14 protein-coding genes and 1 riboswitch are annotated in these 15,037 nt (G+C 35.3%); of the genes, 6 read left to right on the top strand and 8 right to left on the bottom strand.

Going from position 1 to position 15,037, the window contains the following annotated elements:
- The first annotated feature begins 236 nt into the window (after positions 1-236).
- The 5 genes from AAG068_RS01135 (at position 237) to AAG068_RS01115 (ending at position 7,018) form a co-directional block, all read left to right on the top strand.
- On the top strand, positions 237-1,088 hold the full coding sequence (locus AAG068_RS01135) for a GRP family sugar transporter (protein WP_000353546.1): 852 nt from the start codon (positions 237-239) through the stop codon (positions 1,086-1,088).
- Positions 1,089-1,300: 212 nt separating this feature from the next.
- Entirely contained in the window at positions 1,301-2,104 is an 804-nt protein-coding gene (proC, locus tag AAG068_RS01130) for a pyrroline-5-carboxylate reductase (protein WP_342716648.1), read from the top strand.
- A 1-nt stretch (position 2,105) separates the two neighbouring features.
- Entirely contained in the window at positions 2,106-2,939 is an 834-nt protein-coding gene (locus AAG068_RS01125; protein WP_088609475.1) for an aldo/keto reductase, read from the top strand.
- 152 nt (positions 2,940-3,091) lie between these two features.
- Positions 3,092-3,196, top strand: a riboswitch (SAM riboswitch).
- 132 nt (positions 3,197-3,328) lie between these two features.
- Positions 3,329-4,969, top strand: coding sequence for a peptide ABC transporter substrate-binding protein (locus AAG068_RS01120; protein ID WP_342716647.1), 1,641 nt, complete (start codon positions 3,329-3,331; stop codon positions 4,967-4,969).
- 408 nt (positions 4,970-5,377) lie between these two features.
- Positions 5,378-7,018 carry a peptide ABC transporter substrate-binding protein gene (locus AAG068_RS01115; protein ID WP_342716646.1) on the top strand — a complete coding sequence of 547 codons (1,641 nt, stop codon included), beginning with the start codon at positions 5,378-5,380 and terminating at the stop codon, positions 7,016-7,018.
- Positions 7,019-7,059: 41 nt separating this feature from the next.
- Here the strand turns inward: AAG068_RS01115 and AAG068_RS01110 are convergent, their stop codons facing one another.
- From AAG068_RS01110 to AAG068_RS01095, 4 genes are all read right to left on the bottom strand, one after another.
- Positions 7,060-8,199: a YhgE/Pip domain-containing protein gene (locus tag AAG068_RS01110; protein WP_342716645.1), complete on the bottom strand. Its 1,140-nt coding sequence runs from the start codon at positions 8,197-8,199 to the stop codon at positions 7,060-7,062.
- Between the two features lie 58 nt (positions 8,200-8,257).
- Entirely contained in the window at positions 8,258-8,839 is a 582-nt protein-coding gene (locus AAG068_RS01105) for a TetR/AcrR family transcriptional regulator (protein ID WP_262741436.1), read from the bottom strand.
- A gap of 77 nt (positions 8,840-8,916) precedes the next feature.
- A complete protein-coding gene (locus AAG068_RS01100) occupies positions 8,917-9,096 on the bottom strand; it encodes a hypothetical protein (RefSeq protein WP_342716644.1) in 180 nt (59 codons plus the stop codon).
- Positions 9,097-9,107: 11 nt separating this feature from the next.
- The gene (locus AAG068_RS01095) at positions 9,108-10,007 is read right to left on the bottom strand and encodes a helix-turn-helix domain-containing protein (protein ID WP_048562984.1); all 900 of its coding nucleotides are present in this window, start codon (positions 10,005-10,007) and stop codon (positions 9,108-9,110) included.
- A 172-nt stretch (positions 10,008-10,179) separates the two neighbouring features.
- Between AAG068_RS01095 and AAG068_RS01090 the strand changes: the two genes are divergently transcribed.
- On the top strand, positions 10,180-10,647 hold the full coding sequence (locus tag AAG068_RS01090; protein ID WP_001221562.1) for a YusW family protein: 468 nt from the start codon (positions 10,180-10,182) through the stop codon (positions 10,645-10,647).
- Between the two features lie 29 nt (positions 10,648-10,676).
- Here AAG068_RS01090 and AAG068_RS01085 read toward each other — a convergent pair whose 3' ends face one another.
- From AAG068_RS01085 to AAG068_RS01070, 4 genes are read right to left on the bottom strand one after another with little or no spacing between them, the layout of a single operon-like run.
- The gene (locus AAG068_RS01085; RefSeq protein WP_342716643.1) at positions 10,677-12,266 is read right to left on the bottom strand and encodes a peptide ABC transporter substrate-binding protein; all 1,590 of its coding nucleotides are present in this window, start codon (positions 12,264-12,266) and stop codon (positions 10,677-10,679) included.
- A gap of 13 nt (positions 12,267-12,279) precedes the next feature.
- Positions 12,280-13,053 carry an ABC transporter ATP-binding protein gene (locus AAG068_RS01080; protein WP_342716642.1) on the bottom strand — a complete coding sequence of 258 codons (774 nt, stop codon included), beginning with the start codon at positions 13,051-13,053 and terminating at the stop codon, positions 12,280-12,282.
- Positions 13,050-14,060 carry an ABC transporter ATP-binding protein gene (locus tag AAG068_RS01075; protein ID WP_342716641.1) on the bottom strand — a complete coding sequence of 337 codons (1,011 nt, stop codon included), beginning with the start codon at positions 14,058-14,060 and terminating at the stop codon, positions 13,050-13,052. The genes AAG068_RS01080 and AAG068_RS01075 overlap by 4 nt, the downstream gene beginning before the upstream one ends.
- Complete coding sequence (locus tag AAG068_RS01070; RefSeq protein ID WP_000501546.1) at positions 14,017-15,021, bottom strand: ABC transporter permease; 1,005 nt, start codon at positions 15,019-15,021, stop codon at positions 14,017-14,019. Before AAG068_RS01070 ends, AAG068_RS01075 begins: the two co-directional genes overlap by 44 nt.
- Positions 15,022-15,037: the final 16 nt, after the last annotated feature.

Here is a 15,037-nt window from a genome sequence, read left to right as displayed (position 1 = left end):
TGAATTTTACCTCTTATTAAAATATACATTTTATTTGAATTCACTTTCTAAAATAGGCAATTTCCTGTTATTATATGGAGGTGTTTCAAAAAATGAAGAAATGAAAACGCATTTATATCGTGAATTCTTCATCCTGTTTTAGCGATCGGTAATCTTCTACTCTAGTAGTGGGGCATTACCGATCGTTAGAACGATATGTAATTATATTGGTATAGAAAACCGAAGGGAGTCTTGTAATGGACATTTTATTAGCGCTTCTTCCTGCAATTGCATGGGGAAACATCTTATTAGTAAGCGTAAAAATGGGCGGTGGTGCATATAGCCAAACGGTAGGTATGACAATCGGTGCTCTATTCTTCGCAACAATTATGTATGTATTTACTCAACCAGCTTTAACAATGACAGTCTTAATTGTTGGTTTTATTTCAGGTTTATTCTGGGCATTAGGACAAGTAAACCAATTAAAAACAGTTGAAAAACTAGGTGTTTCAACTACTGTAACGATTTCTACTGGTATGCAACTTGTTGCAACTTCTATCTTTGGGGTTATCGCTTTCCGTGAGTGGACTACAACAACAACGATTATTCTGGGAACGATTGCAATCCTATTAATCGTAGTTGGTGTTGTATTCACATCACTAGATGACAAAGAAAATGCACAGCCACCAGGACAATTGAAAAAAGGACTTCTTACTTTAATTGTTTCTACTTTCGGCTACCTTGTATATGTAATTATTATTCGTTGGTATAATATCGATGGTTGGTCTGCTATTTTACCACAAGCAGTTGGTATGTTTGTTGGTGCGGTTGTATTGACATCTAAACATAAACCATTTAACAAATATGCAATCCGTAATGCTTTATCTGGTTTACTATGGGGAACTGGAAACTTATTCTTACTTCTTTCATTACCACGTGTCGGAGTAGCAACAAGCTTCCCATTATCTCAAACTGGAATCGTTATCTCAACATTCGGTGCGATTGTCTTCTTAGGTGAAAAGAAAACAAAACGTCAATTGATCTTTATTGCACTAGGTAGTGTTTTAATTATTGGCGGTGCTGTATTGTTAGGTATGACAAAAGCATAAACTTATAATCTATTAATCCCTGAAGCAGTTATGCTTCAGGGATTTTTTATTACAACTATTTTTTAAGTATAATAATTTTTATAACCTTATTTATATTAACCCTCCTCCCTCCATTTCCATCCTTTTCACAATAAGTCTTTTCTTTTTACAAAATTCTCTTAAAAATGGTATCGTTTTTTATAACATATCTCCACTAGAAAGGAATAAAGGATATGCTAACTAAACATCGAATTCTATTTATTGGTGCTGGTCGTATGGCAGAAGCTATATTTTCCGGATTACTTAAAACAAGCAAAGAATACATCGAAAAAATTATCGTTTCTAACCGCAGCAACGTAGAAAAGCTAGAACAATTACAAGGACGATATAATGTGTCTATCACAACAGATTGGAAGCAGCATGTTACATCTGTTGATACGATTGTTTTAGCAATGCCACCTTCTGCACATGAAGAATTATTAGCAGAATTATCTCCGTTACTATCGAATCAACTTGTCGTAACGGTAGCTGCTGGCATTGGTCCATCTTATTTAAAAGAAAGACTTCCCGAGGGAACACCTGTCGCTTGGATTATGCCAAATACAGCTGCTGAAATTGGAAAGTCTATCTCCTTATATACAATGGGACGATCAGTAAACGAGATGCATCAAGAAACCCTGCAACTGCTTTTAGGAGGCATTGGTACTTCGCAACTTTGCACTGAAGAAGAAGTTCATCAGCTTACTGCAGTTACTGGAAGTGCACCAGCTTTCCTTTATTACTTTGCTGAATGCTTAATTGAAGCAACAAAAAGTTATGGCGTCGATGAAGCAACCGCAAAACACCTTGTCATTCAAATGATTTCTGGATCTGCTTCTATGCTTGAACAAACGCAAGATCCGGCTAACCTCCGCGAACAAGTAACAACGCCAGGTGGTTCCACAGCTGAAGGTCTCAAAGCTTTATATGAATATAATTTTTCAGAGGCGGTTCAAAAAGCAGTAGAAGCAACAAACAAAAAAGCTAGGGGGAAATAATATGAGTTTAACAAGTTTAAAAGACTATACTACATTACATAACGGTGTAAAAATGCCTTGGTTCGGTTTAGGTGTTTTTAAAGTAGAAGATGGTTCAGAAGTAATTGAGTCTGTAAAATCAGCAATTAAAAATGGCTACCGCAGCATCGATACTGCAGCAATCTATCAAAACGAAGAAGGCGTTGGACAAGCGATCCGTGAAGCAGGTGTTTCACGTGAAGAATTATTTATTACATCAAAAGTATGGAATAGCGATCAAGGATATGAAACAACACTTCAAGCATTTGAAACTACATTAGAAAAATTAGGTCTAGAATATTTAGATTTATATTTAGTACATTGGCCTGTAAAAGGGAAATATACTGAATCATGGAAAGCGTTAGAAAAACTTTATAAAGATGGCCGTGTTCGTGCTATCGGTGTGAGTAATTTCCACATTCACCACTTACAAGACGTATTTGAAATCGCTGAAATTAAGCCAATGGTCAATCAAGTGGAATACCACCCACGTTTAGCACAAGAAGAATTGCACGCTTTCTGTAAAGAACATAACATCCAGCTTGAAGCTTGGTCACCATTAATGCAGGGACAACTACTGGATAACTCCACATTACAAGACATTGCGACAAAATATAATAAATCAACTGCACAAATTATTTTACGCTGGGATTTACAAAATGAAGTTGTAACAATCCCTAAATCTATTAAAGAACATCGCATTATTGAAAATGCAAATATATTCGATTTTGAATTAAGTGCTGATGACATGAAAGCAATTCAAGCTCTAAATGAAGATCGTCGCGTTGGTCCAGATCCAGATAACTTTAACTTCTAGTAGAAAAACCACTGCCATATGCAGTGGTTTTTCTCGTTAAATAAAACTGAAAATTTAAACTATATTCCAATTGGTTGACACTTCATCATCCAAGGTGTAAGATTTTGAATTATCAAAGAAACACAAAATTAATAAAATTTATTCGTTTACTCATTGTATCAAGAGAGGTGGAGGGACTGGCCCTTTGAAACCTCGGCAACAGGTTCATTTTGAATACTGTGCCACTTCCTGCAAGCATTGTGCTTGAAAGATAGAATGAGGGACTTCGTTTATATACGGGTGCATAACTTGTACGTAAAAATCCCTCTTTCTCAATATGAAAAGAGGGATTTTTTATTTTTCATTTCCCTCATCATCATCCAAACTTAATTATTTAGGAGGAAAATCAAATGAAAAAGAAGTTTGTACCCGGTATTGCATCAGTTGTAGGAGTAAGTATTTTATTAACTGGTTGCGGTAGTTATAAAAACGAAGCAAGCGGAGCAAATGCAAAAGACGAGGCGCCTAGTAAACAGGTTTTAAACTTATCTTCACCTACTGAAATACGAACAATGGATACAGCTCGTGCTACAGATACTGATTCTGGTCAAGTAATGAGAAACGTATTTGAAGGTTTGTATAATCTTGGTGAAGGTAACAAACCTGTCCCTGGCGTTGCAAAATCTTATGAAGTAAGTGGCGATAAAACGAAATACACATTCCACCTACGAGATTCAAAATGGTCAAACGGCACTCCTGTCACAGCGAAAGACTTTGTCTTCGCTTGGCAAAGAGCTGTTGATCCAGCAACAGCCTCTGAATATGCATTTCTATTCTTTGATATTAAAAACGCAACAAAAATTAACAACAAAGAACTTCCAGCCGATCAACTTGGTGTAAAAGCAATTGATGACCATACGTTTGAGGTAGAATTGGAACGTCCTGTTCCGTACTTTATAAGCTTAACAGCGTTCCCAACATTTCTACCAATTAACGAGGAATTCTTTAAAGCACAAGGTGATAAGTATGCGTTAGAAGACAATACAATTTTGTACAACGGAGCTTTTACACTAAGCGATTGGAAGCATGAGCAAAGCTTTAAATTTAAGAAAAACCCTACCTATTGGGATAAAGATACTGTCAAACTGGAAGAAATCAATTTTAACGTCGTAAAAGAAAAATCTACAGAAGTAAATTTATTCGAGTCAAAACAATTAGATCGTATCAAACTAACATCTGACTTCGTTGATAAATATAAAAAGGATGCTAACTTTAAAGGACGGCCAAACGTAGGGGTACAGTTTCTACGTATGAATCAACAAAACAAAGTACTTCAAAACGTTTCTGCACGCCAAGCAATCGATCAAACAATTGATCGAAAATCCTTTGTAAATACGTTATTAAATGACGGCTCTACACCAACCTCTAGTCTCGTGCCGAAAAACTTTGCAAAAGGACCTGACGGAACAGACTTCCGTGCCGCAAACGGCGATTTAACAAAGGTTGATACAAAATCTGCTCAAGAATTATGGAAAAAAGCTAAACAAGAGCTTGGTTCTGAAAAGATAACATTAGAATTATTAACAAGTGATGCTGACCTTGATAAGAAAACTGGTGAGTTCTTAAAAGGACAACTAGAAAAGAATTTAGATGGATTAACAGTAAATATAAAGCCGCAACCACGTAAACAACAAGTTTCACTTTTATTAAAAGGTGACTACGAAATTGGAATTGACGGCTGGAGCCCTGACTTTGCTGATCCAATTACATTCCTTGAGCTATTTACAACGAATAACCCTTACAACTTAGATCATTACTCTAATAAGGAGTTCGATGAAACAATAGCAAAAGTGAAAACAACTTTAGCCGGTGATGAAAAAGCTCGCTGGGAAGCATTACTAGCATCCGAGAAAATATTATTTAAAGACTCTGTTATCGCTCCTCTTTACCAAAAAGGCGAATCTTATTTAGAACGTTCTTATGTGAAAGGAATTGTGCAAGTAGACTTTGCAGGTCAATTAAACTTCAAATGGGCCAAAATTGAAAAATAAAGCGAAACTTTAATCAGTGGGTTTTTCTTCATCCCCCACTGATTATTAGCCCACACCAATTGTTTTTTTAGCAAAACATATTAAAAGCAGATTCCCTAATACGAGGAAATCTGCTTTTTTAATATATTATTCTAAGAAATTAACAATCAATTTTTATTATTGACATATAGTTCTTTCCAGTTTTAATATTCTAAATAATCAAAGAAACGAAATATTTCACCATCAAAATATAACGTCTACTACGTTGAAACATATAACGATAGATTATAGTTCAACATGTATATACATATGGAACACCTAATTACCTACATACACATATCTATAATAGGTTTTCTCTTCTTCTATAGCTACACTTCAAAACGTGGACATTACGATGTTACGAACAACACATTTAGGGAGGAACGAACAATGAAGAAAAAAGTTGTACCTGTTGTTGCATCTGTTTTAGGGGCAAGTCTATTACTAACTGCTTGCGGGGGAAATAAAGATCATGCAAGCGGAGCGAAAGCAAATGATAAAGCAAATGATAAACAGGCAATTAACTTATCATTCGCTTCAGAAATTCCAACAATGGATGTTGCAAAAGCAACGGATGGGGAATCCATGAGCGTAATGCAAAATGTTTTTGAAGGTTTATATGCAATGGGAGAAGATAACAAACCAATTCCTGGTGTTGCTGAGTCGGTTGACCTTAATCCCGATAAAACAAAATATACATTCCACCTGCGTGATTCAAAATGGTCAAACGGTACTCCAGTTACAGCAAAGGACTTTGTCTTCGCTTGGCAACGTGCCGTAAATCCTGATACAGCAGCTGAATATGCATTCTTATTCTTCGATATACAGAATGCGAAACAAATAAGCCAGAAACAATTACCAATTGATCAACTAGGGGTCAAAGCTCTTGATGATAAAACGTTAGAAGTACAACTAGACCGTCCTGTTCCCTACTTCTTAAGCTTAACGACATTCTCAACATTCTTACCAATTAATGAAGATTACTTAAAATCTCAGGGCGATAAATATGGTTTAGAAACAAATCATTTAATTTACAACGGTGCTTTCATATTAGATAACTGGAAACACGAGCAAAGCTTCCAATTGAAGAAGAACCCTAACTATCGGGATGCTAAAACTGTAAAATTAGAAGAAATCAACTTCAATGTCGTTAAAGATAAGTCTACAGAAGTTAACTTATACGATTCAGGACAAATTGATCGTGTTGCTTTAACTGCAGAGTTTGTTGATAAATATAAGGGTGATCCAAACTTCAAGGACCGCGCTGAAGTTGGTATTCAATTCTTACGACTCAATCAAAAAAATGAAACATTAAAAAATCAACATGCACGCCTTGCTATTAACGGAGCAATGAATAAAAAAGCATACGTAGAAACAATTTTAAATAACGGCGCTGTTCCAGCTGAAGGAATGGTTCCTGCAAAATTTGCAAAAAGTCCAGAAGGCAACGACTTCCGTAAAGAAAATGGAAACCTAGTCAAAGATGATGTGAAAACAGCGAAAGAAAACTGGAAAAAAGCGAAACAAGAACTTGGTACTGAAAAAGTAACAATCGAACTATTAACAAGCGATAATGCTTTAGCTAAAAAGACTGGTGAATATTTAAAAGGTGAACTAGAAAAGAATCTAGATGGATTAACAGTGAATTTAAAACCACAACCACGTAAACAACAGTTGAAACTACTATTAAGTGGTGATTATGAAATTGGAATTGATGGCTGGGGCCCTGACTTCGCTGATCCAATTACATTCTTAGATTTATTTACAACAGAAAGTGCTTATAACTTCGATAAATACTCTAACAAAGAGTATGATGAGCTCATTCATAAAGTGAAAACAGATTTAGCTGGTGATGAAAAGGCTCGCTTTGAAGCAATGAAGCAAGCTGAAAAAACCCTATTACAAGACGGTGCTGTCGCTCCTTTATACCAACAAGGTCGTTCTTACTTACAACGCTCTTTCATTAAAGGACTTGTAACAACTGACTTCGGCGGTGAATTTAACTACAAGTGGACAGAAGTTGCAAAATAATAAAATAAAAACGGTATCCTTCGGCGGATACCGTTTTTATTTTATACTTCTTTAACTACATGACTTCTTCTCTTTACTATTTCTTTTATAGATACAGAAATTACTGCTACCAATTGTGTAACTAATATAATGACTAATAACGAAATAATATTTTCTCCTAAACTAACTCCCCCAAATATTATTGTATAATAGCCATTCGCTGCATATGTTGCGGGAAATAATTCGCCGATTGTTTGATATGTTTTAGAAAGCATCTCATGTGGTACAATTACACCCGAACTTACAAGTTGTAACGATAGTGAAATTATATTAAAGATCATACCTGCATTTCCGAAAACAGTTATGAACATTTGTGTTAATGAAAGAAAGGCGAAGAAGACTATCGCTTGAAACATCCATATACTCCATACTGCTTCGTGTACTTCAATTTGAAATCCTCTCATCAAACCAATTGTAATACATGCAAGTAAAATTGATACTGTACCGTTAATGACCTGTCTTGATACAAAATTACTCCAACCGTTCTTTACTTCCTTTGCAACTTTTGATAGCTCCATACTCATGATCATCGCTCCTACAAATGAAGCTAATACCATCATTAGTGGTACCATATTAGCCGAAAATCCTTTTGCATCATTTACTTTATGAACTGTAAAGCCAATTGAATCTTCAGTTAAACTTTTTATCACTTCTACATTCTCAGGCCCTGCAGCTTGTAATTTCCCAACAATCGCTTGTTTCTTATAACTTGTTATCTCTTTATTTACATTGTCTCTAATTTGCTTTGCGGCTCCTTCCATCATTTGCTTTGCCATCATGGCATTCGCTTGATTAATGTGGAAGTTTAAATTTGATTTTCCTGTTTCATTTATATCCTTTGAAAAGGAAGCAGGAATTTCAATAATCATATCGTACATATGGTCATTCATTTCTTCATTTACTTTTTCCACAGACTGTTCTGCTTTCACCTGAAACGGTAAATTTCTCTGTAAGCCTTCTGCTATTTTACTACCTATATTTCCATCTTCATTCACAATAGCGATACGCATTTGATCTACTCTTTCATTCACTCCATCATATGCCGTTAACCAAACACAAAAGAAAATAAGTTGGAACGATAGCGCAACTACCATTCCTATATACGTACCTGGTATTTTTAAAAACTGTTTTAATGTATCCATCTTCCCGCTCTCCTATTTAGCAAGCAAGCACTTACTTGCATTTTATTTTAAATAAATACTAGGGTCTTAAAGCCCTAGCATATAAAACTATATTATTCTCAATAAATTTCTCATCATCGATTTCCATAAGTCGGTTTTCAAAACGCAATTTAGATAAGAAGTAACCAAAATTAATCCATATAAAATTCATTACTTGCGCTTCAATATTTGTATGAATAATCTTTCCCTGTTCCTGCATTTTAGCAAAATATATGATTAATTCTTCTTTTAACCCTTTTGGAATTTTGGAGATTTCCTCATCTAATTCAGGAAATTCCCTCGCCTCACGTATACCGATAGAAATAATATCTTTTATGCTATCTAAAAATTTATGATAATGCCTTGCTAAGTTCTTTAAATCCGTTTCTAATTCCCACACAATTTCTGTTTGTAAAAACTGTTTTAAATGCGGTACATATGAAAATTCAGCAACCGCCGCTTCAATAACACCCTTCTTACTTTTAAAATTGCGGAATATCGTTACTTCATTAACACCAGCACGCATTGCAATTTCTTTCGTTGTCGCTGCTGTATATCCCTTTTCTTTCACTAATTCAATTGCTGCTTGGATGATTTTTTCTGCTGTCTTTGAGCGCGCCATAAAATCCTCTCTTCCTCATGCAAGTGATCACTTACATTTAGATTATATACCTTTTCTAATCATTGTCAATAATCCTCCTACCTTTCTTTTTGTATTGAACCAAAACTCATCATAAATATAAACCCAAACATCAAATATGTTCTCCACGTCAAAGAAGGTATATGTCCTGACCACAGATAGCTAATGAAATAATTAATTCCCATAATACAAGACGATATTACTAAACTAATACTTATTAGTTTTGCATATTTGAGCATATCTTTTCTCCTTACTTCTCTATCTCTTCAAATTGCAGATTTACCGGCTCTTCTAGTAGTGTTTCATAAAAGTTTTCAGCCAAATCTGTTGAAGGAATTTTTTCATCCACTTCATCAAATCGAATACTATCTAGCCACACACAACCTTCTCCTGATAATAAGACACCAAATGCAATACCAAGCGCTCCTTCTTTTATATCTAATACAACCGAATACGATTGCCAGTTATTCGTATTTTTAATTGGGCGATTTTGCATGTTATCCATAGCGAGTGGTTCTGTATCTTTTCCGTCTACTCGCATCCACAATCCTGCCCAATCTCTTACGTTCTCACTCTTAACAAATGCTGTTAAACGTAATCTTTTACCTACATATTTATCCGCTCGAAACATTTGCATTAATGTTGAAAATCCTCCATGTGTAACATTCTCTTTTGCCTTTATGTATGCAGATACTTTTCCTTGATGGGCAACTTCATAGTCTAAACCCATCTCATATTCAGCAGGATGACTTCCACTTAAGATCCATCCTTTCGGTATACCTTTTTGCATTGAAACACCCTCTCTTTCTATATAAAATGACTGGAAGTACTTTCGATATTTCTTCGGTGGCAATTGAAACATTCTTTTAAAAGCTCTCGTAAATGCCTCTTGTGAGGAAAAGCCGTATTGTACTGCAATATCAATAACAGCCCTCTCTGTTGACACTAAGGCTTGCGCAGCATGAGTTAACCTTCTCTTTCGAATATAATCCGTTACACTCATCCCAATATACCTTTGAAAAATACGATGAAAATGGTACATCGATACCGCACTGTGAGAGGCCACTCTTTCTGTTGTAAGCTCCTCATGTAAATGCTCCTCTATATATTCAATTGCTTTCTTTATCATCTCTTTATATTCTTCATGCATTTTAGTACCTCCTCACAACCTTAATTTACCATATACATACAAATCATTTTTGATTTAAATTGCGGATTAAACTTTGTGGCTACAAGTTAATAATTTATTTTCAACACATACATAATTACATGATTTTGGGAAAAACTTGTATAGAACGAATTTACATAAGGAGGAAATTATAATGAGAATTTTACTATCAGTTTTATTAGCGCTTATGCTAGTACCTGTATTAACAGGATGTAAAGCTCCTGCAAAAGAAGATACAACTTCTAATAAGAAAACTACTGAAGAAGCAAAAAATGAAGCTCCTGCTGATTTAAAACTTAACTTCAATGAATTTAGTTTAGATGCAGACTATCAAGATACGAAGAAAGACTACGAGGCTGATTATAAGAATGTAGCAGCTGATAAGAAAATGGAAGCAAAACTTGAAGACCATAAATCAAATGCAAAGTTTACAGGTGACGAGGCTATTACAAAATTAAGCCCACTTCTACAAGAATTAAAATTTGATAAAGATACTCCTGACCAAGAAGTAATCGATCAAGTAGTAAATGTGTTCAAACTTGATAAAGACTACCAAAAGTTTGATTTAGAAGTTGTCTTCTCTGATGGAACGAAAAAAGAATATAAAAGAGAAATAAAATAAAGAAGTAGGCGGTTGCCTACTTCTTTATTTTATTTTTTAGCATATCGTAAGCTCGGTTGAGATCCTACGTAGTATTCTAATCCAGATACAGATGATTTTTGTAAATAAGAATCTGTTGGGAATACAAGTGGGATTAAAGGATATTCTGTAAACATAATATCTTCTGCTTGATGTAATAAGTCAAAGCGTTTATTTTCGTCTTGTTCTAATTTTGCTTGATTAATTAAATTATCGAAGTCTTTATTACACCATTTTGCATAGTTATTTGGTCCATCACCTGCATAAATTTCTAATTGTGCAGCTGGATCTAATGTAGATCCTCCCCATCCCATATATGCAATTTGGAAGTCACTTTGTTTATACATATCAATATAACTTTTCCACTCTTTACCTTCTATTTTTACATCTACACCAAGATTTTTCTTAAACATCTCTTGAAGTGTTTCAGCTATTTTCTTCTTATCTGAATATTTCACTGTCACTTCTGGAAGAGTAGTCCATCCTTCTTCTTTCATTCCTTCTTCTAATAACGTCTTAGCTACTGCAGGATCATATTTAAAATAATCACCTTTCTCTTTACGGAAGTCGCGGCCACTTTCTGTTTTTGCTCCTTCTGGTACAAAACCATATGCTTCTTTTGCATTATTCTTTAATATTTTCTCTACGATAAACTTACGATCTACAGCTATTGCAAAAGCTTTACGAATTTTTGCGTTTGTAAACGGTGGCTTCTCTGAATTAAACGAGTAAATATGAGTTGAGTAGTCTTGCATTTTTTTAAACTCTTTATTATTTTGTTCTTTTTCAACTAAATCTGTTGGTATGTGAGATAGTAAATCTAATTCTCCAGATTTATATAATTGATACGCTGTTTTACCTTCAGGGATAATACGGAATTCAATTTCTTTTGATGCTACTTTTTTATCATGAAACTCTTTATTTTTTTCTAAAATAATCGCTTGATTATGCTTCCATTCTTTCAATGTGAAAGGACCATTTGTAATTAATTCTTTTGGATCTACTTTTAGTTTACCTTTTTCATCAATAGATTTTTTATTAAGTGGAATATATAACGACTGGGATAATGTTCGTTTAATAGATGTTACCGGATATTCAAATTGTAGCTTTAAAGTTACATCATCTACCGCTTGAATTCCTACTGCATCTTCTGCACCTTTCCCTGTATTAAATGCTTCTCCACCTTTAATGAAATATAGTTCTGTTGCATTCATAGAACCCGTTTTAGGATTTAATATTCTCTTCCAAGCAAATTCAAAATCTTTTGCTGTTAACGGGGAGCCATCAGACCATTTTAATCCTTTTTTCAAATAGAATGTATACTCTTTTCCATCCGCTCCAGCTTCCTCTTTCTCTACTAAATCCTTTTCAAACTTCCCGTCAGTTGTCTGTCTGTACAAAGTTGCAAATAAGTGCTCAATTACATAATTAGAGTTATTATCCGTTGAAATTGCTGAATCTAGCGTATAAGGATCACTACCAAGATTCGTTACAAAACGGTCTCCTTTACTAGCACTTGCTTTTGAAGTATCTTTCTTGCCACAAGCGACAGAAGTAATTGCTAATACGGTCATAATGACAAATAATAAAAACTTCTTCATCTTACATTCCCCTTTAACCTAAAATTTTTGGTGTTGATGCTAATAATGTTTTTGTATAAGAATGTTGAGGATTACGGAACACTTCATCCGTATTTCCAAATTCAACAAGTTCTCCTTTATATAAGACAGCCACTTTTTCACATAAGTAGTGAACCATCGGTAAATCATGTGCGATAAATAAATATGTATAGCCTTGTTCCTTTTGAATCTTTTGCAACAAGTGCACAATTTGGATTTGAAGTGAAACATCTAATGCAGAAATTGGTTCATCCAGGATTAATACTTCTGGCTCACATAATAACGCCCTTGCAATAGCGATCCGTTGACGTTGTCCTCCGCTAAATTCGTGTGGGTATCGATCAATATATTGCCTATCTAATCCAACACGTTCTAGCGCATCACCTGCCACCTTATCTTTCAATTCTTTATCACCTAAACCGAATGAAATATATCCTTCTGTTACGCTATCGCGTACTTTCCAGCGCGGATTTAATGCAGCTGTTGAATCTTGAAAAATGAATTGTACTTTCTGCAAGAAATCTCGCTTATGAGCTGACTTCAACTTGTGAACAACTTGACCGTTATAATCAATTTGACCAGACGTTGGGCTCTCGATCCCAGCTATGAGCTTACCAAGTGTTGTCTTTCCTGAACCACTTTCTCCAATAATTCCAAGCGTCGTTCCTTTCGGGATAGAAAGTGATATATCTTTTAGCGCTATGATTTCTTTCTTTTTACTTCCATACGTTTTCGTTACTTGCTTTACAGTAATTAAATCTGTCGTCATGAAGCATTCACCTTCTCTTTTGATTTTGCTTCGTTATGCTCAAGAATATGCTGCCAGCAATGTGAGCTATGCTCCCCAGAATATGTTGTTCTCTCTGGAAAACGATGAATACATTCTTTGATTGCTACCGGGCAACGATTGACAAAAGGACAACCAAAGCTATTTAGCGTTTCAATTGATGGTGTTGTTCCCTCAATAGCCCTAAGTACCTTTTCGGAATCATCCATATTCGGAATAGCTTGCAATAAACTTTTCGTATATGGGTGCTTAGGTGAACCTATCACTTCTTGTATCGTCCCTTTTTCAACAACACGTCCCCCGTACATCACAACTACTCGATCTGCTACTTCATGTACAAGTGCCAAATCGTGTGTAATTAATAAAATACTCGTATTTTGTTTTTCTTTTCGCTCTTTTAATAACCCCATAATTTGCTTTTGAATCGTTACATCTAATGCAGTTGTAGGCTCATCTGCAATAACGAGCTTTGGATGACAAGCAAACGCAATTGCTAAACAAATACGTTGTCTCATACCTCCGCTTAATTGATGTGGGTACTGTTCAAAACGTTTCTCTGCTTCATGTATCCCTAAATCCGTTAATAAATTAATCGCAATTTCTTTTGCTTCTCTTTTCGACTTTTTCTCATGTTGCAAAATCACCTCTGTAATTTGCCTTCCTACTTTCATCGTCGGATTTAAAGCGGACAGAGGGTCTTGAAAGATAAACGAAATGTCTTTCCCTCGAATTTGATTCCATTCTGATTCTTGTAAATTCGTTAATCCTTGAGAGTGGAAAGAGATGCTCCCGTCATCGATGTGAATAGATTCTTGATTTAATCCGACAATAGATTGTGCTGTAACACTTTTTCCTGAACCACTTTCTCCTACAAGTGCAACGATTTCACCTTCGTTAATAGAAAAGGAAACATGCTTCACAATTGCTTGCTTACTATTCTCTTTTTCAACGGCCAATGTTACGTTTTCTAAAGATAAGAGCTGTCCCATGTCTTTTCTCCTTTCGATTCCGTTTGACGATTTTTGGATCAATTGCATCTTGCAAACCATCACCAATTGCATTAAATGCGAACATAATGAGCGCAATCATCAGCGATGGGAAGAAAAGTTGCCACCATTCCCCACTTAATAGTGTCCCGAGCGCATCATTCGTCATCGTCCCCCAGCTCGCTGCTGGTGATTGTACCCCGAGTCCGATAAAACTTAAAAATGATTCTGAGAAAATAGCTGCGGGAATTGTAAATGATAAATTTACGATAATAATGCCTGTTAAGTTCGGAATGATATGTCCGTATATAATCTTCATATGCGATGTACCCAATCGCTCTGCTGCAATAACAAATTCTCTTTGCTTTAAAGATAAGACTTGCGCCCTAACGAGACGTGCCATACCAATCCACCCTGTTAATGCAAGAGCAATAATAATTGTAAAAAGTCCTGGTTTCATAATGATTAGTAGTAAAATAACAATTAATAAATATGGAATACCGTATAATACTTCAATCCCTCGTACAATCCACTCATCAATTAACGTTCCAAGGCGATTACGCCCTCTCACATATCCACTAAATCCCCCAATCAGTACACCAAGTCCTATATCAAGAACAGCCGCTATTAATCCAACTACTAATGAAATTTTCCCACCAGCCCAAGTACGTGCCCAAATATCCCGACCTAAATCATCTGTTCCGAACCAATGCTCACTACTAGGAGGTAAATTTGTCGCCTCTTTTACTTGTTCACTCGCGGTAAAAGGGGTTAAACTTTCACCGATAAGAGAGAAAATAATAATGAGTAATAATGTCAACGCTCCTAGAACTGCGATCGGATTTGATACAAACTTACGAAACACTTCTTTTTTTCGGCTAATCGTTTGCTGCTCTTTATTTATCGTTAATTCTTTTTTCTCTTCATTCGTTAATAGCTGTTTATTGATTTCATAAGCTCCCATTTAAATGCCCCCCTCC

Source organism: Bacillus paramycoides (genome assembly GCF_038971285.1).
Classification (GTDB): Bacteria; Bacillota; Bacilli; order Bacillales; family Bacillaceae_G; genus Bacillus_A.
This window is presented reverse-complemented; position numbering and strand designations above follow the sequence as displayed.